Raw genomic sequence first — 23,902 nt, forward strand, 5'->3', positions numbered from 1 at the left:
GGGTTTGACCGATGTTGGGCCTGCCGTCAATCGCCGCTTTTCATGGGGCAGGTGCCATGTTAGGGAGCGCCCAAATTAACACCATATTGGAGACGACCCATGGCTCTTGAGCGCACATTCTCGATCATCAAACCAGACGCAACAAAACGCAACCTGACCGGTGCGATTGCAAAGAAATTCGAAGACGCAGGTCTGCGCATTGTCGCATCCAAGCGTATCCACTTGTCAAAAGCACAAGCTGGCGAATTCTACAAAGTACATGCTGAGCGCCCTTTCTATGACGAACTGTGCGAATTCATGGCATCCGCGCCAATCGTTTGCCAAGTTCTTGAAGGTGAAAACGCCATCGCGAAAAACCGCGAAGTTATGGGCGCAACCAACCCAGCAGACGCCGAAGCTGGTACAATCCGCGCTGAATTCGCGGAATCAGTTGGTGAAAACTCGGTTCACGGTTCCGACGCACCTGAAACAGCTGCAGAAGAAATCGCGTATTTCTTCTCCGGTCTGGAGTTGGTGGGCTAAGCCTGACTGCTAAAGTTTTTGAAAAGGGGTCGCTTTCGGGCGGCCCCTTTTTTGTGTTTACTCAGATAATGTTGGGGTTTTCGCCCAGATCAAGGCCCGGAAAGATTGTGGTCTCTAAGGTGGATTTTGGCAGACCGAATTGGCTGTGCAGTAGCCATGCCAGCATGCTTCGCAGATCGCGTGTCGGCATTAAATCACGCCGCTGATAGAGTTGGGCCTCATCCACACCTGGCCAATCGCCGTAAATCTTACCACCACGTAGGGCACCGCCTGCCAGAACCATCACACCGCCTGTGCCGTGATCCGTTCCTTTTGATCCGTTTATCCGTGCGGTGCGCCCGAACTCGGTGACGGCTACCACGGTGGTCTTGTTCCAGACATTTTGTGTCACGGTGTCTTGCAATGTCAGTATTGCATCGGACAATCGAGCAAGTGTGCGTGGTAACGTGCGGTCTTGGCTTTGATGGGTGTCCCAGCCGTTGATCGAGAATGCGGCGATGCGGGTTTGTGCGCGCAGCTGTTTGCCGATAAATTCGGCTACCCGCTTCTCAACGCCGCTGTTTTTGCCTTTTGGGGCCTTGCTGGCCATCGACATCATTTCTTCTGGCGTGCCACTCGTGGCGACTTTGTCGCCGTCATTGTCCGCAATTTCTAACGCTTGCGTAAAAGCGGCATCAAACAGGGGATCGTCTGCCATAATTAAGCGGGCAAGCTGGATGGCTTGCGGGCTGAGCGCCAGATCAGCCTCGGGGGACCAGCGTTGGATCAGGGCAGGGCCGCCCAACACCCCCAATGGATCGCGCCCTACAGCATAGGCTGTCGCAGGGCCGCTGTCGGGCAGGTTTTGCAGGACACGGTTTAACCAGCCATCACGCGAGGTCCCGCCGCTCAGGTCTGTCAGCCCAGCTTCTAACAGGTCTTGTCCATCAAAATGACTGCGTTTGTCGCGGTAAGGGGTGGAAACCGCATGGGCGAAACCCAATTGCCCGTTATGCCACAGAGGCATTAGCGGTTTGAGGGCAGGATGCAGGGCAAAATAGCCGTCCAGATCTATGGCGGGGTTTTTGGCATTCATGCCTGCATCGCCGCGAAGCGCTGTGTAGGCGGGGTCACCGTAGGGGCGCACCACGTCAAGCCCGTCCATCCCGCCGCGCAACAAGATCACGACAAGGCGGTTGTCACCAGAGGTGGCAGCAAGGCTGACCGGGGTCAAAAGCGGGCTGGCCGCAAGCGAGCAACCAATGAGGGCAGAGCGGGCCAGAAAATCACGGCGATTGAGGGGAGTTGTCATCTGGTCAGGTCCTTTGAAACGCTGGCGATGCAAGTACGAGACCAACGCCATCGGATGTGCTTTCGGCTGAATCCGCGGCAAATTGCACGGCTGGCGGGATGAAGTCGCCCAATGTGGTTTTCACAAAGTCACGTGAATCAGGGAGGTCGGGCAAAAGCGCCTGAGGAACAGTTATTGCCCATTGCAGCCGTGCCGCGACGCCCTGAGGGGCGATCCATGCACTGTCTTCTTCGGGAAGACCATCTGGCCCATCGGGTTTTTCCCAAACATGACCCATCTGGGCCAGCGGTGTGATAAACAACCGCCGCATTGTTTTTTCATCCAAAGACGCAAGCGTGTCAGCGGGTAGGGCCAATGCGCGCATCGCAGAGGCCATAAAGTGAAAGGCTGGTTTTACATTGGCGCGTTTAGGGGCCCATGCGGCAGGGTGCGATAACATTGCCTTGGTGACCTCAAACAGGTCGCCGCCGGTCTCAAGATAGCGGGTGGTAAGGGCTTCAACCAACGCGGGATCAGGGGTGTCGGATGTGAAATGAACCGCCAGTTTCCATGCAAGATGCCGTGCGGTCGCAGGGTGGCGGGCCAGATCACGCAGGGCGGTTTCAACGTCAACTTTACGTGCTTTGCCGCCGCCGTATGTTTTGCCAAGCACGGTCTCGGACCCCGGTTCGGCGTTGTTCTTGCGGAACTTAAACCGCATGGGGGATTGTTTGGAAATGCCGGTAAACAGCTCTGCCAATTCTCGCACATCGGTTTGGGTATAGGGGCCATTTACACCCAATGTGTGCAGTTCTAGCACTTCGCGGGCGAGGTTTTCGTTTAAGCCCGTGAGCTTTCCACCTTTGGCGGCTGTGCGTGAGTTAGGGCCGACAGATTTGTCCTGATCCAGATAATGCACCATCAGCGGATGCAATGCCGCCGCGATTAGCATGTCTTCGAACAAGCCCGTGATACGCGGACGAATGACGCTCTCCAGATAGGGAGAGGCGGCGCGTCTGATCACGCCTGCTTTGCCTGTGACAGTAAAATGATCCGCCCAGAAAAAGCTGAGACGTTCGCGCAGGGGGGCTTGCGTCCATGTCCAACGGTTCAGATGCTGGCCCATCCAGACGACATGGGCAATGCGGGCTTCCTTGTTCAGAACGCGCCCTGCCTTTTTGGCGGCCAAACCTACCGAAGTCCCTGCGTTTTTGCGTTTTACAGTGCCCAGTCTGTCGGCTTCGGCGACGCGCTTTTGAAATAAATCGAAGGTTTCGATAGGGAAACGTGCAGCAATAGTGTCAGGCTTTTGTAGGCTATCCAACATCTGCGCCACAGAAACAGGTGATGGTACAGCGGGTGAAAGTCCGCAGCCAAACCGAATATCCGCCAAGTGGGGAGTGAATTTCATTTACAAATCCTTGTGGCCTCAGGATTTGAACATAGCATTGATAGGGATGGGAAACATTGGGTTTGTGAAAATCGCGGCGGGGCAATTGGCGAATTGCCGCCGCACAGAGGTTTACGCTGTTTAGCTTTCCAGAGATTTGCGCTGTGCACGGTAGGTGAAGGGCATAGACGCAAGATACAGCAGGTTTACGCAAATTAAGGTGGTCCACGGATAAACCATTAACCCAACTACCAAGATCACCGCACTCATCACCGCATAGGGCAGATGCGCACGTTTGATGCTAGCGTGTTTGATCGACAATGTTGGGACTGTGCTGACCGCAAGAAAACCAATGCAAATGATATAGAGTGCCTGCAACACAGGGAAATTGGCGTTTTCAAACCCGTTTAAATACATAAACACGGGCATCAACGCCAGACAGGCCAGCGCAGGGGCAGGCACGCCGACAAAGTAATCATCCTTTTTCAAGGTTGCGGTTTCGCCATGTAGGGACAAGTTGAACCGCGCTAACCTCAGGGCACAACAGACGGCCAGCACTAATGTCGCCAGCCAGCCGATGCTGGCATAGGCGGTGTTGATGTAGAGGGTGTTATACAACAGCATCCCCGGCACGATGCCGAAGTTAAAGAAATCTGCCAATGTATCCAGTTCAGCGCCGAACGGGCTGGCAGTGTCCAGAAACCGCGCCAGTTTGCCATCGGCGGCATCCAGAAACACCGCCAGCAGAATGCAATAAAGCGCCATTTCGATCCTGCCATCCAAGCTCATCCTCACCGAGGTCATGCCTGCGCAAATGGCAAACACGGTCACGATGCTGGGCACCATATGGCGCAGTTTGATGCGGGAGTTGGCAGGTTCGGTCATTCTGCGATGCCAATGCGTGCAGGGGCGGTGCCCAGCAGGTCTGCAAGGATGGTTTCGCCGCCAACCGCGGTTTGGCCAACGGCGACCTGTGGCGTGATGCCTTGGGGCAGGTAAACGTCCAGACGGCTGCCAAAGCGGATCAGACCAAAGCGGAAACCGGCCTCTACGCTATCGCCTTCTTTGACAAAACACACGATGCGGCGGGCAACCAGACCTGCAATCTGAACAACGCCAATCCGCGCGCCTGAAGGGGTTTCCAAGGTCACGCTGTTCCGCTCATTATGCACAGATGCTTTATCCAGCGAGGCATTGAGAAATTTACCGTGGTGATAGACCACATTGGTGACCTTGCCCGCAATAGGGGCGCGGTTCACGTGGCAGTTAAACACGTTCATGAAGACAGACACACGCGTCAGCGGCGCATCGCCCAGACCCATATCCGCAGGCGGCACGACTTCTTCGATTAGGGATACAACACCATCTGCGGGTGAAATGACCAGCCCCTCTTGCTGTGGGACCATCCGAACAGGGTTTCGGAAAAAGTAGTAACACCAGACGGTTGCGCCAGCGCCCAGCCAGAACAGCGGCTCCCAAATGAAACCTAGCAGCACAGTAATGGCTGCAAAGATCGCAACAAATTTGCGGCCTTCCTTGTGCATGGGTACCGCGACGATCTTGAGCATATTCATGGAGATTCTTTCAGTCTGAACTAAGTAATGCGTGACTTTACTACTGCCGCTGCCAAAACGCCATTGGCGATGCGCATACATAAGTTTAGAATGAAACAGCGGCGGGGCAACGGCAGCTTTGCCACCCTTAATCGCCCGCCAACCGCATCAGGAGTGTTTGATGAAATTCCGTTTCCCGATTGTCATTATTGACGAAGACTTCCGCTCGGATAATTCTTCTGGGCTTGGCATCCGTGCCGTGGCCGAAGCGATTGAGAGTGAAGGTTTTGAGGTGCTGGGCGCCACGACTTATGGCGATCTGTCACAATTCGCGCAGCAGCAGTCGCGCGCCAGCGCCTTTGTTCTGTCAATCGACGACGAAGAGTTCACGGACGGGGACGAGTTGGACCCTGCCGTGGTGAACCTGCGCAATTTCATCGAAGAAGTGCGTTGGAAAAATGCCGATGTGCCGATCTATATATACGGCGAGACAAAAACATCGCGGCACTTGCCCAATGACATTCTGCGCGAGCTGCACGGCTTTATCCATATGTTTGAGGACACGCCCGAATTTGTGGCCCGTCATATCATCCGCGATGCCAAGAAGTACCTTGAGGGCATCCAGCCGCCGTTTTTCAAGGCGTTGCTGGATTACGCAGAAGATGGATCATATTCTTGGCACTGTCCCGGTCACTCTGGCGGGGTGGCGTTTTTGAAAAGCCCGATTGGCCAGATGTACCACCAGTTTTACGGCGAAAACATGCTGCGCGCCGATGTCTGCAACTCGGTCGAGGAATTGGGCCAATTGTTGGACCACAACGGTGCCATCGGCGCGTCCGAGCGCAATGCGGCGCGGATTTTCAACGCGGATCACTGTTTCTTTGTGACCAATGGTACAAGTACCAGCAATAAAATGGTGTGGCATCACACAGTTGCCCCCGGTGATGTGGTTGTGGTGGACCGTAATTGCCATAAATCAATTCTGCACAGCATTATTATGACAGGGGCCATTCCTGTCTTTATGAAGCCGACGCGCAACCATTACGGTATCATCGGTCCGATTCAAAAATCGGAATTCAGCATCGAAGCAATCCGCGAGAAAATTCGCGCCAACCCGCTGCTGGCGCATGTGGATGCTGATACCGTCAAACCCCGTATCATTACGTTGACGCAGTCCACTTATGACGGTGTTTTGTATAACACTGAAATGATCAAAGACATGCTGGACGGGTATATCGACAACCTGCATTTTGACGAAGCATGGCTGCCCCATGCGGCGTTCCATCCGTTTTATGGCAACTTCCATTCGATGGGGCGTAAACGGGAACGGCCAAGCCACTCAGTCACTTACGCGACGCAGTCGATCCACAAACTGCTGGCAGGGATCAGTCAGGCCAGTCAGGTTCTGGTGCAAGATAGCCAAGACACCAAGCTGGACCGCCACCTATTTAACGAAGCCTATCTGATGCATTCCAGTACTAGCCCGCAGTATAGCATCATCGCAAGCTGCGATGTGGCTGCGGCGATGATGGAGCCTCCGGGCGGGCGGGCGTTGGTTGAGGAAAGCATCCTTGAGTCCCTCGATTTCCGCCGTGCCATGCGCAAAGTGGATCAAGAATATGGCGATGACTGGTGGTTCCAAGTCTGGGGGCCAGAGGAATTAGGCGAAGACGGTGTCGACGAGCCAAAAAACTGGGTTTTGAAAAAAACCGATGCCGAAGGTGTACAGCCCGCAGACGGCGAGGAATCGTGGCATGCTTTTGGCGACATGGCACCGGGTTTCAACATGCTGGACCCAATCAAGGCCACGCTGATCACGCCCGGTCTTAATCTGGATGGCAAGTTTGAAGAAACGGGTATTCCCGCATCGATCGTGACAAAGTATTTGGCCGAGCACGGTGTTGTTGTTGAGAAAACTGGGCTTTACAGCTTTTTCATCATGTTCACCATCGGCATCACCAAGGGGCGCTGGAACTCACTTTTGACCGAATTGCAGCAGTTCAAAGATGACTATGATAAAAACCAACCGATGTGGCGCTGCATGCCTGAATTCTGTGCCAAACAACCACGGTATGAAAAGATGGGCCTGCGCGATCTGTGCCAGCATGTGCATACGCTATATGCTAAATACGACGTCGCGATCCTGTCGACAGAGATGTACCTGAGCGATCACACCCCTGAAATGACCCCAAGCGCTGCGTTCTCTTGCATTGCGGCGCGCACAACACAGCGGGTGCCGATTGATGATCTGGAAGGGCGGATCACCACCAGCCTTGTCACGCCTTACCCACCAGGTATCCCATTGCTGATCCCCGGTGAGGTGTTTAATCGTAAGATCGTTGAATATCTCAAGTTTAACCGCGCTTTTGCACGTGAATGCCCAGGGTTTGAGACGGATATTCACGGCCTTGTTCAAGAAGAAGATGATCTGGGACAGGTGCAGTATTTTGCAGACTGCGTTGCAATTGCGGCCCCGTAATATGGGGAGTGTCGATCACTAAATTTGTGTAAATACCTGAACCCAAATACGCCGATGTCGTGGAGTATTTGGGTTCTAGGTCTGAGATGAATAGAAGTTCTCGGTTATTGAATGTACTTTTCTAAATATGACGACCCTATAAAAGCTCTAGGCAGGCGTCATACCCAAGATTGGGTAAAATTAGTTTTAATTAGGAAGTGTTGACAAAACCTTAATGACATCGGGCCAATGCCGAAAGAATATGAGTTGACCTGCGTCTTCGTAAATACGGTAATCAATCCAGTCGTAGTCCCGTTGGAATTCTCGTAGTGTTTCGGGCGGGACATGCGGGTCTTGCATGCCATTCATGAAAATGACCGGCAGACGGCCTTTCAGCGCATGAACATCCGCTGACCAATCGTCGTTTTGACCTTCCAATATGGCGCGTGAAAACCCGTCATGTGCAATGTGGTTCGTCGATAGCGCGACTTCAGAACCCGTTATAATGGCTTCAAAAACCTCGGGGTGTTCGAATGTGGCAACATCGGCAGGTGAATCCCCATACACCGCATGGATGAAGCTGCGTTTGCCAATCTTCCGAGCGAGAAAGAACCCCGCCTTTACCATAAATGGAAGTAGATGTGGGGTGTATTTGGCACCCGCTAGAATGAAACGATGCCATTTGTCCATCCGCTCGTATTGCTCGCGTAGGGTTATGGGGAGGACTCCACCACAGGCTATCAAGGCGGTGAAGCTATCAGGATAATGCCGTGCCAGTTGGAAACCATAGTATGAATCGTTGCCCATCGACACAATCGGGCAGGTTTTAACCCCCTGATCATCAAGGATTTGCATTGTGTCTGCGATAACAGCGTCACCATAGCTGGCTTTTTTAGGTACAAGATCAGATTTTCCATATCCTGAACGTACTGGCACAATTATACGCAGGCCCTTTTGGCTGGCCTCTGCCTCTGCTGAGGCCGGCCAACGCACCAAGCCGTAGTTTAAGGGCAAGAACAAGATTGGCTGACCTTTGGGGTCGCCCAACACCAGATAGTCCAGTCGTCGGCCATCGGGCGTTGTCAGTGTTTGATAATCGCGCGATTCAAGGGAGTCGTAGCCTTTGCTGACCATACGTGGCTCAACTTGGGCATCCATCGTGAGATTGGCCATATCCATGACGGATAGCGCGAGGCGCACTAGTTCAACCTGTGAATGGGTTTCTGTTTTGGAAAGGATCGATTTGACCTGCGCACGGATCGTATCCACGGATCTCCCGCGCTGTTTGGCAATATCGCTTACGGAGCAGCATTCAACCAAGCTCTGGACAACGTCGGCCTCGGCGCCTGTCAGGCTAAAGGCGCGGCGCAGGATATCGTTAAACCCGTCGGGCCACCCGACTTCGCTTGACGCGGCCAATACCAAAGGCGGGCCCGCCACGGTAAGACAGCGTTGTAAGCGAAGCACCACAAAATGCGCTTGTTGCAAGGCGCGGACGCGGAGAACCGTGGTGTCATGTGCCTTGCCGTGCATAAGTGTACTGACAGCGCGGCCAATCGCATCTAGGTCATCGGGGTGCACAGCCAGTTCGGACAGTTTTGAGCCTTTGTTAAGTAACAGACGCTCGATGCCGGCAGAATTGACCCCTTTTACAGTGAGCGTTGCATCGAGGACAAAGGCCGACACTTGGCCAAAGGGGGCAAGAATGGTGTCCATGTCATTGGGGGCCTGTGACAGGTCAACGCGGTCAATGAACTCGCTCGCGCGTTTGAAGTGTCCCGCAATGATAGGATCATCCAACAAACGCGGCGCCGCAAAGTTTGCTTGTGCACGCAAAGGACGCACGGCGCTTTCCCAAACATCCAGTAAGGTTTCAAAACGCTCGGGGTCCAATGCGACATCATACAACCTGTCGATGGCTTCGTTGCGGTCTGCTTCTGACAAGTCAGTTTTATTCTGAGCGCGGCTGGGGTCCATCTCGTGTCCTTACTGAGTATTCTTACACAATAGCGGATAGAAAATTTGCTGGAAGTATGGAAACCCCACCACGTCCCAGCCCTGAGTTGCAAAATCACGACTTTGTTAGCTTTTATGCCGCAACGGCCTTTTGGATTATACTGGCGCGGGTGCCTTGCGGCGCACACTGATCAACAGGCCTATGGTCAAAATCACAATTGCTGCAATGCTGGTCAGGCTCAGGCTTTCGCCTAAAATCAACGCGCCCAGAATAGCACCACCGCCGGGTACAGCGGCAAGAATGGCGGAGGTGTTCCCATTGCCGATGCTGCGCGATGCATGGGCGATGAAAAGCAGGCCGATGAGATTTGGCACAAACCCTTGATAGATCGCTTGCAGCATGAGCGGCCCAAGGGGGGCATCTGCAATGCCAGAGGGCAGCCAGAGTGCCCAGATCGGCAGATAGATCACCGCGTTTACGATTGTGCCACAAAAGATAATTTGCATCGCGCCCAGTTGCCAACGCTCGGACAAGATGACGTAAGATGAGAAAAAGACAGCACCAATGACAAAAAGGATATCGCCAATCCATGCGTCTGCGTTGCTGGCGGCGCTTGCGTCCCATGCTAAAACCACTGCCGAAGCAAGGATCATCGCCGCGCCGATCATCTGTTTGAGGCTGGGCATGATGCGTAAAGCAACAACCGCGAAAAGGATGCTGAGCAGGGGTAAGATCCCGTTCATGAAAATCCCGCCATGGGCCGCAGGCGCGTAAAGAAAGCCAGAGAAGACTGCCAGAATATAGACAGGTCCCAGAATAAACGCGATCACAGCGATTTGCCCCAGACGCAACCCGCGCCATGGTTTGTAATACAGGCACAAGGGCAGGGCGATCAGGCTGGCCAAACCGTACCGCATGGCCGCGAGATCATAGATGGTTAGCCCGCTGTCTTTGGCGACCCGACTGACGATCAGCCAGAAAGACCAAACCAGAACGATGCTCCATGCGGCCGCATAGCCTGTTGCAGGAGAAGGAGAGCTATGGGCCATTGAAAATCTCGCTGTATGAAATGCGCTGGGGAAAAGTCTTGTGACATGAGTAGGTTCAGGAGACCTCTGTGGCAAGGGCGCACCGCAGGTTGGGTTTGTTTCGCTGCGACACCGAGGGCTAAACTATGGCTGGCTGCGGGGCGCGAAATCCAGTAAATGAACACAAAACAGGGAGGCGATGCCATGCAGAAAATAGATTTGCCAGAGCGGCCGGATTGGCGTGCATATGCGCAAGAGGTGGGGTTTACCTTTGCCGATATGCATGGCGAACCCTATTGGGATGAAACCTCGGCCTATGCGTTTTCACTTGAGCAGATCGAGAACGACATCGAAGACCCGGCAACCGAACTGCATGAAATGTGCCGTGAGGCAGTTGCGCATATCGTGACCAGCGAAGATCTGATGGACCGTTTGGCGATACCTGAAAAACACCGTGATATGATCGCGGCCAGTTGGCGGGACGGTGACCCTGAAATTTACGGTCGGTTTGATTTTGCCTATGATGGCAACGGCCCAGCCAAAATGCTGGAATATAACGCAGATACGCCAACGTCGCTTTATGAAAGCGCAGCGTTTCAGTGGCAATGGCTGGAAGACCAACTGGCCGCAGGGGTGCTGCCCGAAGGATCGGATCAGTTTAACGGTATCCATGAGGCACTGGTTGCGCGGTTTACCGACGTGTTCGAGCCAGAGAGCGACCTGCACTTTACAGCCGTCGCGGGCAACCCCGAGGATTACGGAACGGTTGAGGCCATGGGATGGGCTGCGCGTGAGGCGGGGTTGGGGGCGCATTACTGTGACCTTGATAAAATCGCGCTCAGCGATGACGGGCAGTTTCTGGACGATGAGGACCGCCGCATCGCCGTGTTGTTCAAGCTCTACCCCTGGGAAGACCTACTGCGGGACGACTATGCCGACCACATCACCGGATCGGGGTGCTTGTTCATCGAACCCGCTTGGAAAGCCCTGTTATCCAACAAAGGGCTATTGCCTGTGTTGTGGCAGATGTTTGAAGGCCACCCCAATCTACTGCCTGCCTTCTTTGAACAAGATATTGCAGATGCGATGACAGGGAATGGCACGGCGGCAGTGGATGTTGCCGAAACCTTTGGTCGCGCCGAGGCCCAATTGATCGCTGGCCATGTCCGTAAACCGATTCTGTCGCGGGAAGGGGCCTCCGTTTCGATCCACAAATCGGGTGAGGTTGTTGAGCAATCCACAAATACTGACTACGCCGAACATCCACGTATCATTCAGGCCTATGCGCCTTTGCCTCAGTTTGACGGGTTTCGCCCCGTGATCGGGGCTTGGATTGTGGGGCAGGCCTGTGCCGGTATCGGGGTGCGGGAAGACCGCTCGCGTATCACCCAAGATTTGTCGCGATTTAAGCCGCACTATATTACTGCGTGAAACGTGCTACACGCATATCCAAAGCCGAGTAGAAAGTAGAATTGTCATGACCAAACGCTCCAAAACCGTTGCTATCGCCATTGTCGGGGCAGCCGCCTTTACCCTTGCAGGGTGCCGCGAAGAAAAAGTGGATGCGGCCACCTTCCCAGACTTGGAAAGCTGTATGGCGGAAGCCGACCGTGGGGGCACGTTCACCGTGCAAGATTGTAAAGAATCGGTTGCCGCAGCCGAGACACTGCACGTGGAAGCGGCACCGCGTTATGATAGTGTTGCGGTCTGCGAGGAGCAGCACGGCGCTGGCGCTTGCGGATCAGAGGCGACGCAAACACAGGGCGGATCAGGCAGTATTTTCATGCCACTTTTGGCAGGGTATCTGATTGGCAATATGCTGGGCGGGCGATCTGGTATGTCAGCGGGGCAGCCACTGTATAAAACACCCGATGGTAAATACACCAATGCGGCGCGCACCAACACCTACTCCAGCAACCGTGGCGCAGCCAAGCTGGGGACATCCCAATTCAACAAACCAGCTACCACAGCAGGCAAAACCCCGATGACACGGGCAACAGCCAGTTCGCGGGGCGGCTTTGGCAAATCCTCTAGGGGGCGGTCCAGCTTTGGGGGATAATGAAATTATCGTCGTGCTTGCGGCTGGGCAGGGTAGATCGCTGTGAAACTGTGGGAAATTTCCAAGGGATTCAGTTTGAAAACGAAATTGTTGGCGACTACACGGACATGTGATTGCGCTTATGGAGGCCAATCCTTTACATCTATACGGGATATTGCAAGGTCCGGAATAACTAGGAGCGTTACATTATGTTGACCAAACGTCATTTTATCATTTCTTCGGCGGCGCTGTTTTCAGCCCCGATTACTGTTGGCACAGCGGCGGCGGCAACAACCAACAGAGCAATGTGGGATGCTTGGGATGCCCAAGTGACGCCTGCGGGGTATGATCCGAAAACGACAAACCCTTGGGGTGTAAGGCAGCGGTTTTTGCCGCGCTTGGTGGAAGCCAACCCAAATTTGAGAGCAGGCGACATCCATGTGGATGCGGTTGCGCGCTATCTGTATCACATTCAGGCTGATGGCACTGCGATGCGCTACGGCGTCGCAATCGCGCGTGGCAACCTTTACGAGCCGGGAACGTATTCTATCAAACGTAAGGCAAAATGGCCCACATGGACGCCAACGGCCAACATGATCAGACGCGATCCAGAACTCTATGCACAGCACGCAGGGGGAATGGATGCAGGTCCGTCGAACCCGCTGGGTTCACGTGCATTGTATCTCTTTGTCGGAAATCGTGACACTTACTTGCGTATTCACGGATCACCCAGCCCGCGCTCCATTGGCGGCAGGGCCAGTTCTGGCTGTGTGCGGATGATCATGCCGCACATCAATGATCTATACGAACATGTTAATACGGGCTCGGTGGCAACGCTGTATCCACCAGAAGAGCTGGTCACTGCAAAAAGCTAAGCAGTTAAAGTTAAGACAGTTAGGGATGGGCTTTGCGTTGTAATAACGCAAAGCCCATTTTCATTTTTAGCCGGTTGCAGCTTCTTTTGCCGCGCGGCTGCAAATTGGGTTGCCGGTTTTTGTACGAAGTGGCAGGAAAATCGTTTCAACTGGGCCTCTGTGACGATAGACATAACACCCGTCTGTTTCATCGATTTTGACCGCAGTTAGATCCTGATCTGGGGCTGCAATGGTCAAAATTGACTCGGGCAGCTCTTTGAAAATCCCTTCATCCGGTCCTGCAGTCGTATTTTGTGTATTTGCGCAAGCGGTGACCAGCATAGCGGTGCATCCTGCAATCCAAACCTTAGCGTTCATGAGCCATATCTCCAATAAATCATCGTAAAATGGTAAGCTACTCTAGCTATAAAGTAAAACCAGTCATTCGCCATGTACGCTGGTTTGTTTCACAGTTTTGGTATTCTTGATACAGCAATGAAGCGGCTGGGCTTGTCCGTGCGCAAAAGGGACGATAACAACGAGCGAAAGACATGCTTGAGGACGGGGACACCTAATGCCGCAAAGCACATCAACGCTGACGCTTTTTCGGAACCAGACATTCAGAATGCTCTGGCTGGCAGCTCTTACATCAAATTTTGGCGGGTTGGTTCAGGCGGTTGGCGCGGCGTGGATGATGACCTCGTTGACCGATTCACAAAGCATGGTTGCGCTGGTACAGTCTTCTGTGACGCTTCCGATTATGGTGTTCTCGCTGCTGGCAGGGGTCTTTGCTGACAACTTTGACCGCCGCAAGGTGATGCTGGTGGCGCAGTCATTTATGCTGGTTGTATCGGTCTTGCTGGCATTTATGGCGTTCCAAGGCTTGCTTTCGCCGTGGTTGTTGTTGGGATTCACCTTTCTGATCGGCTGCGGTACGGCGCTGCACAATCCTTCTTGGCAAGCCTCGATGGGGGATATCGTGTCGCGTGATGAACTGTCAGCGGCGGTGTCTCTTAACAGTATGGGATTTAATCTGATGCGCAGCATTGGCCCTGCTGCGGGCGGGGCCATTGTGGCTGTTGCAGGCGCGGCGGCGGCCTTTACGGTGAATGCCCTTAGCTATGTGGGCATCATCACGGCTTTGTGGATATGGCACCCCGTTACGCCCGAACGGCATCTGCCCCGCGAACGCATGGGCAGCGCGTTTTCCGCTGGCTTGCGCTATGTCGCGATGTCTCCCAATCTGTTGAAAGTAATTTTTCGCGGCTTCATGTTCGGGCTGTCTGCAATTGCGATTTTAGCTTTACTACCGCTGATCGTGAAAGAAATGCTGCAAGGTGGTGCCTTGGTTTACGGTGTCTTGCTGGGGTGTTTCGGTATGGGCGCTGTTGGCGGTGCGCTGATGAACGCACGGCTGCGTGCGCGTTTCCAGAATGAGCAGATTGCGCGCGCTGCATTTTTTGTCTTCGCGCTGAGCAGCATCACATTGGGTGTCAGTCAGCATTACCTGTTCAGTGGTGCAGCGCTGTTGTTTGCGGGGGCCAGTTGGGTGCTGGCATTGTCGCTGTTTAATGTCACAGTACAACTGTCAACACCGCGTTGGGTGGTTGGCAGGGCTCTTGCCTTGTACCAAACGGGCGTTTTTGGCGGGATGGCCGGTGGTAGCTGGGCATGGGGCAGCATCGCCGAAAACTTCGGTGCGGATCTGGCAATGTTTATCGCAGCAGGTTTGTTGGTTCTTGGAGGGCTGGCAGGGCTGATGTTTCCGCTGCCAGATTCCGCTGAACTTGACCTTAACCCGCTTAACTCCTTCACAGAGCCGCCTTTGCGGCTTGATCTGAAGCAGCGCAGTGGGCCGATCATGATCATGATTGATTATGAAATTGCGCAAAAGGATGTCACGGCGTTTCTGGCTGTGATGAGCGGACGGCGGCGCATCCGAATTCGTGACGGCGCGCAGCAGTGGACGCTTTTGCGTGATCTTGAAAACCCTGACATCTGGACAGAAACATATCACGTGCCAACATGGATCGAATATGTCCGCCATCACGAACGGCGTACACAAGCCGATGCTGACTCTCATGCTCAGGTGTTGAAGTTGCATTGCGGCAGCGCGCCGCCCAAGGTGCACCGCATGATCGAGCGCCAGGCTATTTCGCTGCGCGATGATACCCCGCTCAAAAGTGATACTGACAAAAATACCTAATTGCGGAAGTGAAGCGCCGTTTGGGCGTATTGCAGGTGGTGAGGGCGCTGATTTGGCCACAATCCTCCTGCTGGGGGCATTCTGACCTTGAATTGCGAGAGTAGTTTTGACAAGGGTCCGTTAAGTGTCGAAAATTACGGCGGAAATGGTCTTTATCTATTCATTTCTTGATCTCTAGGAGTTTTTCATGGCTATCACTCAACTCGTTACACATTCAGGCGGCTTTCACGCTGACGAACTTTTGTCATCGGTTGTCCTTACGCGCCTGTTTCCACAAGCTGAGTTGCTGCGCAGCCGTGACCGGCAGACGATCACGCCCGCGGAAAACAAAATCATCTATGATGTCGGCGGGGCCTTTGATGCCGAAGCACAGATATTCGATCACCACCAGCGTCCCGGCCCTTTGCGTGAAGATGATCAGCCCTATAGCTCCTTTGGTTTGATTTGGGCGCATTACGGGCGTGACTATCTGACTGCGATGGATGTGCCAGCAGGTGACATCGAGGCAATTCACGCCAAGTTTGACGAGAAGTTTGTGTTGCCAATTGATTTGCTGGACAATGGCGCGATGGAACCTTCGGTTGCTGGCCCGTTGTCCATCCTGACACTACCGTCTTTGTTGGGCAGTTTGAAACCTGTGTTTGACGATGCTTCACCTACCGCGGATGATGATGCATTTCTAACGGCCTTGCCGATCGCGCGCAGTTTCGTCGAAGCGCAAATCCGTAATTTTGCCGCCAAAGCGCGCGCGGTTGGGATTGTAGAAGAAGCCATCGCAAACGCGGGCACGTCTGCGATACTGGAACTGCCAATGGGTATGCCGTACCGCTCGGCGTTGGACAAGGCCGAGGCCGATCACATTTTGTTTGTGGTTCACCCGCGCGGTGAAGACTGGACACTAGGGGGTATCAAATTGTCTTCGGAGACCTTTGAACAACGTGCCGACCTGCCGCTTGCTTGGGCAGGTTTGACGGATGCGGATCTGGAAGCCGCCAGCGGCGTTGTAGGGGCCAAATTCTGTCACAACGCGCGCTTTATTGCTGTGGCTAGCACGCGCGAGGCAATTTTAGAGATGGCCGAGCTGGCTGTGCAAGAGGCCCAAAAAGAGAGCTAGGCTGTCATAGCCTAGGCCGCTACATCATTTTTTCTTCACTTTAGCGCTGTTTCAAGAATGGCGCTAAAGCGGTCTTTTGCACGGTTAGGCAAATCATCGGGTAGTGTGTCGCTGGTCGCTGTGTCCACTTCACCCACATCGATGATCATAACCATACCCATCGAAAAATGCGGCGAACATTTAATGCCATAGCGCCCCGATACTGTCAGTTCGGTTGTGAAATCTTCGTTGATTTTGCTTTTGAAAGGCACAGCGCCGTCAGGCAGCATTGTGTCTATTGTCGCAGCGTTATGGCTGGATTGTTCGGGAATAAAGCGGACGCTGTCGCCCTGTGCAATCGCCAGATAAGAGGGCTCGTATTGCATGGCACCGTTTGCGTTGCGGTTATACATCCTGACCTCATGAATTTCTGCGAAGGCAGGCGCGGCAAGCAGGCAGAAGATAAAAGGCAGCGCGCATTTGAGCGTCATATGAGTTCGTCCTCGATGCTATGAAAACGCAAGATGGTGCTATTGTCGGTGGGGTCATGCAACGGCGTGGCACGAACGCGGAATACACTGGCAAGGCGTTCAGGCGTCAGAACGTCGGCAGGGGCGCCGCAAATGATCAGCCGACCGTTATCCATGACCGCCAAGCGATCACAGGTCATTGCTTGGTTCAGGTCATGCAGGGCCATGACCACGGTGACATCTAGGGTGCTGACCAGCCGCAAAAGCGAAAGTTGATAGTGAATATCAAGATGGTTTGTCGGTTCATCCAGCAGCAGCAGTTGGGGGCGTTGTGCCAGTGCACGGGCGATGTGCACCCGCTGGCGCTCTCCGCCAGAAAGCGTATCCCAGCTGTGGTCGATCATTTGCGCCATGCCAACGGCATCTAGGACCTCGTTCACAATGGCTTCATCTTGGGGGCCAAAGGGCGATAAGGCCGAAAGCCAAGGCGTGCGACCCAGTTCAACCACATCACGCACGGTGAGGGCTTCGGATGTTTCGGCCAATTGTTCGACAAAGGCGATGCGTTGCGCCATTTCGCGGCGCGAAAGTGTCTCGGTCGGCTGTCCGTCAAGGAAAACCTGCCCCCGAGGCCGCCGGAGCAACCCTGCCATCAGACGTAAAAGTGTTGATTTTCCAGATCCGTTTGGCCCGATCAGACCCAATGTCTCACCGGGTTGTACATCAAGGGTTATGCCCTCGATGATGGGTTTAGAACTGCGGTTCCATCCGACATCCTGTGTGGTTAGCCTCATGTGCGCTTCCTGTTGCGGATCAGGATCAAGGCAAAGGCAGGCGCACCGACAAGCGCTGTGACAACGCCAATGGGGACAACTTGACCGGGGATCAGCATGCGCGATGTGACATCGGCTGCGATCAAAAACAGGGCACCTGCAAGGGCCGACGCAGGGATCAGGCGTGCATGGCGGGGGCCAACGACAAACCGCATGGCATGGGGGATAACCAGCCCGACAAAGCCGATGGAACCGACAAGGCTCACCATGGTGGCGGTCATCAATGTGGTGGCACCAATCAACATGGCTTGTACACGCCGCACGTTGATCCCGAGTGAGGCTGCAGAGGAACTGCCGAAGGTAAACGCATCCATGGCGCGCATGAACCACATGGCCGTCAGTAACCCGAATACAGCAGCAGGGGCCGCGAGCCAGACATCAGGCCAGCGGACGCCAGATAGATTGCCCAGAAGCCAAAACATGATCCCGCGTGCTTGTTCTGCATTTGCAGATTTGGCGATAAAAAAGGACGTCAGCGCGTTGAAGAGCTGCGAGCCAGCGATGCCCGCCAACACAAGCTGCGCCGAGCCGCCGCCTGCCGCACGCGCCAGCAGCGCGACCAGAACAAAGGCCAGTGTTGCGCCGACAAATGCGCCAGCCGAAATGCCGATCATGCCGCCACCAATGCCCAGAATGGTCACGGCAACGGCACCAGTAGATGCGCCAGCAGATACGCCCAGTAGATAGGGGTCAGCGAGCGCATTGCGCACCAGAGATTGTAAAACAACCCCCGACAACGCAAGCCCCGCGCCACAAGCAGCTGCAACCAAAGTACGCGGCAGGCGGTAGCTCCAGATAATGCCTGCATCTATTGGATCGACGGGATAACCCGCCCCCCAGAGGTTATTGGCCAGCACCATGCCCACTGTGCGCGCTGAAATGGGCATTTCGCCAATAATCACACCCGCTATAATTGCCAGTAACAGTACGGCGACCGCAGGCACACCTCTGACGAGCAGGGTGCGCAATAGCACCCGAGCAGTTTCGCCATTGGCACGCACAGTGGCCGCCGCACTTCTCATTTCAGGCCAAACGAAGCGAGTGCGTCAGCCAGCGTTTCAAGCGCGCTGATGTTGCGGATGGAAGGGTCCATGGAGTGGCCGTCCATGATGACGATGCGGTTATTCTTCACCGCGTCCATCTGGCTGGCTACTGGGTCGGATTTAAGGAATTCCAGCTTTTTCTCAATATCATCCGCTTCAAAACGGCGGCGCTCCATCCTTGCGATGACCAGAACTGAAGGGTTTGCACGTGCAATGGTTTCCCAACTGACTGTGGGCCATTCTTCGTTGCTTTCTACCACGTTACGCAGGCCCAAGGCATTCATCATATAGGCGGGGGCACCGCCCTGACCGGCAACATAGGGATCAATGTCCATCTCGGCAGAGGAGAACCAGAAGGCAGCAGAAGCATCCGGTAAATCCAGCCCTTTGGCCTTGGCAATAGCTGCGGCTTCGCGGGTCTTGAGGGCATCAACCATCTCCTCACCGCGTGCGGGCACATCAAATATCTGGGCCAGTTCTGTCACACCGCGGTAAACGCTATCCATTTTGTAAAGCTGCGTACGGGTACCATCGGACCCTGTGGAGTTGTCTTTGCCGACACAATCTGCAGGCAGGGTATAGGTGGGGATGCCCACATCCATGAACTGTTCGCGCGTGGCAACGATGCCCTGCGCACCCACGTGCCATTCGTATTGCACGGTGACAAGGCCGGGGCGTTTGGCGACTACGGATTCAAAGCTGGGATCGTTATCCGCAAGGCGCTCAACAGAAGCGTTTAGCGTTTCAAATTCTGGCAGGACTTTGGTGAACCAGACTGATGTACCGATTACTTGATCACCAAGGTCCAACGCGTACAATACTTCGGTTGCAGCTTGTCCGATGGTAACCGTGCTTTTGGGGGCATGATCAAAGGTGATATCAACACCGCAGTTCTCCAACGACAGCGGATATGCCGTTTGCGCCTGCGCGGCGCCTGCAAAAAGGCTGGCGGTGATAAGAGGGGTCGTCAGAAGTTTAAAGAGCATAGTCCGTCTCCGGAAATTGATGTGACCGGAAACGAGAAGGGATTGGAACGCCGTCCACATGCCTGTGCAATTGCGCAGGTGCGGTTGTAAGTCGTGTGTAAACACACTGGTTGGCTAGTTTCATCCGACACCTCCCCAGACACCCCGTCCAGGTCACGTTAAGTTACACTGCGTCGGCAGGTCTCCTGACTGACGGGTCAAAAAGTTCTGCAGCCTTCCCATGAAAAAGTGATCACAGTGGCATATTCGCAGTTCTCTCGCCGCCTACAGTTGCGGGGGCAGTTTCGTTACGCCGAAGACAATCGACGACAAATTCCCATTTAATTCCTTGTGGAAACCGACACCCACTTCTCTAAGTAGCCGCGAGTGCCTTTGCAATAGGGAACAGTGCGGACTCTCGGCCCGAAGGCATCCGTCATAAGTCGGGGCTGAGGGATAAAAGCTGTGGAGGGTTTTTCTAAAATAAGTTGACTCAATATAATAAGTACGCACTAATTGAGCCATGATAAAAATTTCTATAGATATTGGCGGCACTTTCACAGATGTCGTCGCGCAAACCGAAGTGGGCCTGACGTCGATCAAAGTATTGACCACACCGGATTCCCCAGACCGCGGCGCGCTTGATGGGGTGGGGCGGCTGCTGTCTGATCTTGGCAAGTCCTATTCAGATATTTCTGCGGTCATTCATGGCACGACCCTTGCCACAAATGCGCTGATTGAGCGGCGCGGCGCCAAGACTGCGTTTATCACAACAGAGGGTTTTCGCGATGTGCTGGATATGCGCTATGAAAAGCGGTTTGAGCAGTATGATCTGAACATTGAAATGCCCACCGCCTTGGTGGCGCGCCCGCTCCGCTTGGGGTTGAAAGAGCGCATACTGGCGGATGGCTCTGTGTTGCACGCGCCGCAAAATGACGAGATAGACGCACTGGCTGCCAAGATCAAAAGCGAAAACGTCGAAGCCGTTGCCATCGGGTTTCTACATTCCTACCGCAACCCCGCGCATGAGGTCTATGTGGCAGAGCGTTTGCAGCAGGCTTTGGGTGCCAATGTTACGATCTGTCAAAGCGCTGATGTCGCCTGTGAAATTCGGGAATATGAGCGGTTTTCTACGGTCTGTGCCAATGCCTACGTTAGGCCGCTCATGTCCAAATATCTTGGGGCGTTGAAGGATGAGCTCAACAGTTTGGGCTTTGCCGGATCGTTCCTGATGATGCTATCTGGCGGCGGTCTAACCACGCTGGAACAAGCCATGCGATTCCCGATCCGTTTGGTTGAAAGTGGCCCCGCAGGCGGGGTTGCATTGGCAGCCCATGTTGCACGCGAAGTAGGTTCACGCAAAACACTGTCGCTTGATATCGGCGGGACTACCGCCAAGATTTGCTTTATTTGTGACGGCAATCCGCAAACCACGCGCCGTTTCGAAGTTGCCCGCGCATGGCGTGATGTTAAAGGCAGCGGTTTGCCCGTGCGTGTCCCAACGGTTGAGTTGGTTGAAATCGGCGCGGGTGGCGGCTCTATGGCTGGGGTCGATACCCTCGGGCGTCTCAAAGTTGGCCCGCGCAGCGCGGGGTCTGATCCAGGCCCCGCTGCATATGGCCGAGGCGGTGCAGATGCGACGATTACGGATGCGCATTTGACGGTTGGCAACATCGCAGCAGAAGGGTTTGCCGGGGGAATGATCTCGCTTACCCCTGAAAATGCGCCAGCGGCGATTGCACAGCATGTGCAGGGGCCAATGGGCATCGCTGATGTAGAGACCGCTGCGGCGGGTATCATTGAGCTTTCTGATGAGACAATGGCGAACGCGGCGCGGGTGCATGGGATTGAACTGGGCCATGATATCGCGGCGTTTGATCTGCTTGTGTCTGGCGGGGGCGGTGCACTCCATGCGGCGCGGATCGCTGAAAAGCTGGGCATCCGTCGGATCATTGTGCCGCAGAACGCAGGTGTTGGATCGGCGGTAGGGTTCTTGCGCTCGCCCGTCGCATTTGAAAGTGCAATCTCGGTTATGGCGCTGCTGTATGACGTCGATGCTCAGGAAATTTCCCAGCGGGTTGTCGATCAACTGGCCTATGTCCAAACCATTGTGCAAGAGGCTGTGCCAGCGGATCGTATCGCCGCAACGGTCAAGGCCGAACTGCGGTATCAGGGGCAGGGGCTTGAGCTCGCACTAGACTACCCTGCCGAAGATTTTGTTATGGATGCCGCCGCTTTGGAGGCGGAATTTATAACGCGTTATGAGGTGTTGGTGGGTTTCGCTTTGAAAAACATCCCAGTCGAATTGGTCTCGGTTAGTGTGACCGCGCGCGAGATACGCACGTTGGAGAAGCAGCCTTTTGAGCGTGCAGACGCTGAGGATGTGGCAATGACCCGAGAGGTTTTTGATTTGGCGGCCCACAAACAGATCCCCTATCAGATTTTGAAGCGTGCATCCCTTGGTCACGTGGTCACGCAGGGGCCTGCCGTTGTGACCGAAGACCAGACGACCACCTTGGTTCGGCCTGGGTGGTCAGTGCACACATCGGATGACGGCCATCTTATATTGGATCGGAGCCCATCATGAGCGGCAACTTAGATATTGTAGCGCAAAATGTGCTGTGGAACCGGCTGGTTTCGGTCTGCGAAGAGCAGGCAAATGCGCTGATGCGCGCCGCCTTTGGCGCAATTGTGCGCGAAGCAGGCGATTTGTCTGCCGGTGTATTTGACGCAAATGGCGATATGTTGGCGCAGGCGGTGACTGGCACGCCGGGGCATGTGAACACAATGGCGGCGTCTGTCCGTGCGATGCTGGCGCATATTCCCGCCGAAACCCTGAACCCGGGCGATGTTTTGGTGACAAATGATCCGTGGCTTGGGGCGGGCCATGTGTTTGATTTTGTTGTTGTGACACCTGCGTTTTTGGACGGTAAGATCGTGGGCTACCTCGCCTCGACCAGTCACATCGTTGACATCGGGGGGCGCGGTTGGTCCGCCGAGGCGGCTTCGGTCTATGAGGAGGGCGTGACCTTTCCTGTGATGCATCTGCGCCGTGGAAAAGTTCTCAACGAAGACCTGCTTGCGATTGTGACAACAAACTCCCGTGTCCCTCATGAGGCGCGTGGCGATATTCTGTCGCTGTTGTCTTGCAATGATACGGGGGTTGCACGGCTGTTGGATCTGATGGGCGAATATGCCTTGTCGGATTTGATTTCGGTTGCAGCTTTTATTTTTGAGCGCTCGGCCATCGGGACGAAAAAGGCTTTGGCCCGCGCCCCTCAGGGTGTTTACGAGAACACAATGATGCTGGATGGCTATGACGCCCCGATTGAGCTTCGGGCAAAGATGACCATATCTGACGGCGCCATTTCAGTTGACCTTTCGGGGTCTTCGCCTGCTGTGGGGCGTGGGATCAACTGCCCGCTGAATTATAGTGCGGCATATGCGTCCTTTGGCATCCGTGCTTTGCTGACACCTGAAATCCCCAATAACCAAGCGTCGCTTGACGCGATTACAATCACTGCGCCTGCTGGCCTTGTGGTCAGTGCAGAACGCCCAAGCCCCGTTTCCGCCCGCCATGTTATCGGTCAGGCTTTGCCTGATCTGATGCTGGGGTGTCTTGAACAGGCGCTGCCGGGGGAGGTTCTGGCCGAAAGTGCCGGAGCATTATGGACGTTGTCGCTTTCGGGGGCAGGCAAAACGCCGTTCACCTCCCTTAACGTTGCGCTTGGCGGTATGGGGGCGCGGCCTGAAACCGATGGCCTGTCCACAACGGCATTCCCTTCTGGTGTGGGTTCCGTGCCTGTTGAGGCCGCAGAAGTGGCATCGCCCGTTATCTATCACTCCAAAGAATTCATCTGCGACAGTGGCGGAGCAGGGCAATACCGGGGTGGTTTGGGGCAACGCATCGAAATCAGTTCACGTATCAACGAAGACATGTTCATGTCTGCCGCCGCGTTTGAACGCCTGACATCTGGCCCTGAAGGCCGCCAAAACGGGGGGCGAGGTGCCAATGGCAAGGTCTCTATTAGCGATGGCACACAGGTGACGGACAAGGGCATGTACAAGATCCCAGCTGGGGAACGCGTGATCCTGCAAACTCCCGGGGGCGGCGGGTATGGCGATCCAGCCACACGTGACGTCAATGCCTTAGAACAGGATGTCGTCGACGGGTTGGTATCCAAAGATGCCGCTCAAAAAATCTATAAGCCAAAGTAACAAG

The 23,902-nt window shown here is 54.6% G+C and carries 20 protein-coding genes and 1 riboswitch; of the genes, 9 read left to right on the forward strand and 11 right to left on the reverse strand.

Annotated elements, in window-relative coordinates:
• Positions 1-99: 99 nt before the first annotated feature.
• Positions 100-522, forward strand: coding sequence for a nucleoside-diphosphate kinase (gene ndk, locus GGR95_RS07665; protein WP_184564448.1), 423 nt, complete (start codon positions 100-102; stop codon positions 520-522).
• A gap of 61 nt (positions 523-583) precedes the next feature.
• On the opposite strand, the gene GGR95_RS07670 is transcribed toward ndk, so the two are convergent.
• The 4 genes from GGR95_RS07670 to GGR95_RS07685 form a co-directional block, all read right to left on the reverse strand.
• Positions 584-1,813: a DUF1501 domain-containing protein gene (locus tag GGR95_RS07670; protein WP_184564450.1), complete on the reverse strand. Its 1,230-nt coding sequence runs from the start codon at positions 1,811-1,813 to the stop codon at positions 584-586.
• A 4-nt stretch (positions 1,814-1,817) separates the two neighbouring features.
• Positions 1,818-3,203, reverse strand: coding sequence for a DUF1800 domain-containing protein (locus GGR95_RS07675; protein ID WP_184564452.1), 1,386 nt, complete (start codon positions 3,201-3,203; stop codon positions 1,818-1,820).
• A gap of 120 nt (positions 3,204-3,323) precedes the next feature.
• Positions 3,324-4,067: a CDP-alcohol phosphatidyltransferase family protein gene (locus tag GGR95_RS07680; RefSeq protein WP_184564454.1), complete on the reverse strand. Its 744-nt coding sequence runs from the start codon at positions 4,065-4,067 to the stop codon at positions 3,324-3,326.
• Positions 4,064-4,762, reverse strand: a complete 699-nt coding sequence (locus tag GGR95_RS07685) for a phosphatidylserine decarboxylase (RefSeq protein ID WP_184564620.1) — start codon at positions 4,760-4,762, stop codon at positions 4,064-4,066. Before GGR95_RS07685 ends, GGR95_RS07680 begins: the two co-directional genes overlap by 4 nt.
• A gap of 154 nt (positions 4,763-4,916) precedes the next feature.
• Between GGR95_RS07685 and GGR95_RS07690 the strand changes: the two genes are divergently transcribed.
• On the forward strand, positions 4,917-7,214 hold the full coding sequence (locus GGR95_RS07690; RefSeq protein ID WP_184564456.1) for an arginine/lysine/ornithine decarboxylase: 2,298 nt from the start codon (positions 4,917-4,919) through the stop codon (positions 7,212-7,214).
• Positions 7,215-7,400: 186 nt separating this feature from the next.
• Here GGR95_RS07690 and GGR95_RS07695 read toward each other — a convergent pair whose 3' ends face one another.
• Complete coding sequence (locus GGR95_RS07695) at positions 7,401-9,170, reverse strand: bifunctional helix-turn-helix transcriptional regulator/alpha/beta hydrolase (RefSeq protein WP_184564458.1); 1,770 nt, start codon at positions 9,168-9,170, stop codon at positions 7,401-7,403.
• Positions 9,171-9,305: 135 nt separating this feature from the next.
• Complete coding sequence (locus GGR95_RS07700; protein ID WP_184564460.1) at positions 9,306-10,199, reverse strand: DMT family transporter; 894 nt, start codon at positions 10,197-10,199, stop codon at positions 9,306-9,308.
• A gap of 183 nt (positions 10,200-10,382) precedes the next feature.
• On the opposite strand from GGR95_RS07700, the gene GGR95_RS07705 reads away from it, so the two are divergent.
• From GGR95_RS07705 to GGR95_RS07715, 3 genes are all read left to right on the forward strand, one after another.
• Complete coding sequence (locus GGR95_RS07705) at positions 10,383-11,609, forward strand: glutathionylspermidine synthase family protein (protein WP_184564462.1); 1,227 nt, start codon at positions 10,383-10,385, stop codon at positions 11,607-11,609.
• A 46-nt stretch (positions 11,610-11,655) separates the two neighbouring features.
• Complete coding sequence (locus GGR95_RS07710) at positions 11,656-12,237, forward strand: DUF1190 domain-containing protein (protein ID WP_184564464.1); 582 nt, start codon at positions 11,656-11,658, stop codon at positions 12,235-12,237.
• 188 nt (positions 12,238-12,425) lie between these two features.
• Complete coding sequence (locus GGR95_RS07715) at positions 12,426-13,091, forward strand: L,D-transpeptidase (protein ID WP_184564466.1); 666 nt, start codon at positions 12,426-12,428, stop codon at positions 13,089-13,091.
• A 66-nt stretch (positions 13,092-13,157) separates the two neighbouring features.
• Here the strand turns inward: GGR95_RS07715 and GGR95_RS07720 are convergent, their stop codons facing one another.
• A complete protein-coding gene (locus tag GGR95_RS07720; RefSeq protein ID WP_246423320.1) occupies positions 13,158-13,412 on the reverse strand; it encodes a hypothetical protein in 255 nt (84 codons plus the stop codon).
• A gap of 232 nt (positions 13,413-13,644) precedes the next feature.
• Between GGR95_RS07720 and GGR95_RS07725 the strand changes: the two genes are divergently transcribed.
• Positions 13,645-15,276, forward strand: a complete 1,632-nt coding sequence (locus GGR95_RS07725; protein WP_184564469.1) for an MFS transporter — start codon at positions 13,645-13,647, stop codon at positions 15,274-15,276.
• Positions 15,277-15,463: 187 nt separating this feature from the next.
• Positions 15,464-16,390: an MYG1 family protein gene (locus GGR95_RS07730; protein ID WP_184564471.1), complete on the forward strand. Its 927-nt coding sequence runs from the start codon at positions 15,464-15,466 to the stop codon at positions 16,388-16,390.
• A gap of 35 nt (positions 16,391-16,425) precedes the next feature.
• Here GGR95_RS07730 and GGR95_RS07735 read toward each other — a convergent pair whose 3' ends face one another.
• The 4 genes from GGR95_RS07735 to GGR95_RS07750 are packed head-to-tail and all read right to left on the reverse strand — an operon-like array spanning position 16,426 to position 19,701.
• Positions 16,426-16,860, reverse strand: a complete 435-nt coding sequence (locus GGR95_RS07735; RefSeq protein ID WP_184564474.1) for a pseudoazurin — start codon at positions 16,858-16,860, stop codon at positions 16,426-16,428.
• Positions 16,857-17,633 carry an ABC transporter ATP-binding protein gene (locus GGR95_RS07740; protein ID WP_184564475.1) on the reverse strand — a complete coding sequence of 259 codons (777 nt, stop codon included), beginning with the start codon at positions 17,631-17,633 and terminating at the stop codon, positions 16,857-16,859. The genes GGR95_RS07735 and GGR95_RS07740 overlap by 4 nt, the downstream gene beginning before the upstream one ends.
• On the reverse strand, positions 17,630-18,694 hold the full coding sequence (locus GGR95_RS07745) for a FecCD family ABC transporter permease (protein ID WP_184564478.1): 1,065 nt from the start codon (positions 18,692-18,694) through the stop codon (positions 17,630-17,632). The genes GGR95_RS07740 and GGR95_RS07745 overlap by 4 nt, the downstream gene beginning before the upstream one ends.
• Positions 18,691-19,701: an ABC transporter substrate-binding protein gene (locus GGR95_RS07750; RefSeq protein ID WP_184564480.1), complete on the reverse strand. Its 1,011-nt coding sequence runs from the start codon at positions 19,699-19,701 to the stop codon at positions 18,691-18,693. Before GGR95_RS07750 ends, GGR95_RS07745 begins: the two co-directional genes overlap by 4 nt.
• Before the next feature lie 158 nt (positions 19,702-19,859).
• Positions 19,860-20,058, reverse strand: a riboswitch (cobalamin riboswitch).
• A gap of 145 nt (positions 20,059-20,203) precedes the next feature.
• Here GGR95_RS07750 and GGR95_RS07755 point away from each other — a divergent pair.
• Both GGR95_RS07755 and GGR95_RS07760 read left to right on the forward strand, forming a co-directional pair.
• Complete coding sequence (locus tag GGR95_RS07755) at positions 20,204-22,267, forward strand: hydantoinase/oxoprolinase family protein (protein WP_184564483.1); 2,064 nt, start codon at positions 20,204-20,206, stop codon at positions 22,265-22,267.
• Positions 22,264-23,898 carry a hydantoinase B/oxoprolinase family protein gene (locus GGR95_RS07760; protein WP_184564485.1) on the forward strand — a complete coding sequence of 545 codons (1,635 nt, stop codon included), beginning with the start codon at positions 22,264-22,266 and terminating at the stop codon, positions 23,896-23,898. Before GGR95_RS07755 ends, GGR95_RS07760 begins: the two co-directional genes overlap by 4 nt.
• The last annotated feature ends 4 nt before the right edge of the window (positions 23,899-23,902 follow it).

This window comes from Sulfitobacter undariae, from assembly GCF_014196805.1.
GTDB lineage: Bacteria > Pseudomonadota > Alphaproteobacteria > Rhodobacterales > Rhodobacteraceae > Sulfitobacter > Sulfitobacter undariae.

What these genes read in the sequence shown, in the direction of transcription:
- GGR95_RS07750 (WP_184564480.1), bottom strand. Translation starts at nt 19,701, where the DNA reads ATGCTCTTTAAACTTCTGACGACCCCTCTTATCACCGCCAGCCTTTTT.
- GGR95_RS07675 (WP_184564452.1), bottom strand. Translation starts at nt 3,203, where the DNA reads ATGAAATTCACTCCCCACTTGGCGGATATTCGGTTTGGCTGCGGACTT.
- GGR95_RS07690 (WP_184564456.1), top strand. Translation starts at nt 4,917, where the DNA reads ATGAAATTCCGTTTCCCGATTGTCATTATTGACGAAGACTTCCGCTCG.
- GGR95_RS07705 (WP_184564462.1), top strand. Translation starts at nt 10,383, where the DNA reads ATGCAGAAAATAGATTTGCCAGAGCGGCCGGATTGGCGTGCATATGCG.
- GGR95_RS07760 (WP_184564485.1), top strand. Translation starts at nt 22,264, where the DNA reads ATGAGCGGCAACTTAGATATTGTAGCGCAAAATGTGCTGTGGAACCGG.
- GGR95_RS07725 (WP_184564469.1), top strand. Translation starts at nt 13,645, where the DNA reads ATGCCGCAAAGCACATCAACGCTGACGCTTTTTCGGAACCAGACATTC.
- GGR95_RS07755 (WP_184564483.1), top strand. Translation starts at nt 20,204, where the DNA reads ATGATAAAAATTTCTATAGATATTGGCGGCACTTTCACAGATGTCGTC.
- GGR95_RS07670 (WP_184564450.1), bottom strand. Translation starts at nt 1,813, where the DNA reads ATGACAACTCCCCTCAATCGCCGTGATTTTCTGGCCCGCTCTGCCCTC.
- GGR95_RS07715 (WP_184564466.1), top strand. Translation starts at nt 12,426, where the DNA reads ATGTTGACCAAACGTCATTTTATCATTTCTTCGGCGGCGCTGTTTTCA.
- GGR95_RS07720 (WP_246423320.1), bottom strand. Translation starts at nt 13,412, where the DNA reads ATGCTGGTCACCGCTTGCGCAAATACACAAAATACGACTGCAGGACCG.
- GGR95_RS07680 (WP_184564454.1), bottom strand. Translation starts at nt 4,067, where the DNA reads ATGACCGAACCTGCCAACTCCCGCATCAAACTGCGCCATATGGTGCCC.
- GGR95_RS07730 (WP_184564471.1), top strand. Translation starts at nt 15,464, where the DNA reads ATGGCTATCACTCAACTCGTTACACATTCAGGCGGCTTTCACGCTGAC.
- GGR95_RS07740 (WP_184564475.1), bottom strand. Translation starts at nt 17,633, where the DNA reads ATGAGGCTAACCACACAGGATGTCGGATGGAACCGCAGTTCTAAACCC.
- GGR95_RS07735 (WP_184564474.1), bottom strand. Translation starts at nt 16,860, where the DNA reads ATGACGCTCAAATGCGCGCTGCCTTTTATCTTCTGCCTGCTTGCCGCG.
- GGR95_RS07700 (WP_184564460.1), bottom strand. Translation starts at nt 10,199, where the DNA reads ATGGCCCATAGCTCTCCTTCTCCTGCAACAGGCTATGCGGCCGCATGG.
- GGR95_RS07695 (WP_184564458.1), bottom strand. Translation starts at nt 9,170, where the DNA reads ATGGACCCCAGCCGCGCTCAGAATAAAACTGACTTGTCAGAAGCAGAC.
- ndk (WP_184564448.1), top strand. Translation starts at nt 100, where the DNA reads ATGGCTCTTGAGCGCACATTCTCGATCATCAAACCAGACGCAACAAAA.
- GGR95_RS07710 (WP_184564464.1), top strand. Translation starts at nt 11,656, where the DNA reads ATGACCAAACGCTCCAAAACCGTTGCTATCGCCATTGTCGGGGCAGCC.
- GGR95_RS07745 (WP_184564478.1), bottom strand. Translation starts at nt 18,694, where the DNA reads ATGAGAAGTGCGGCGGCCACTGTGCGTGCCAATGGCGAAACTGCTCGG.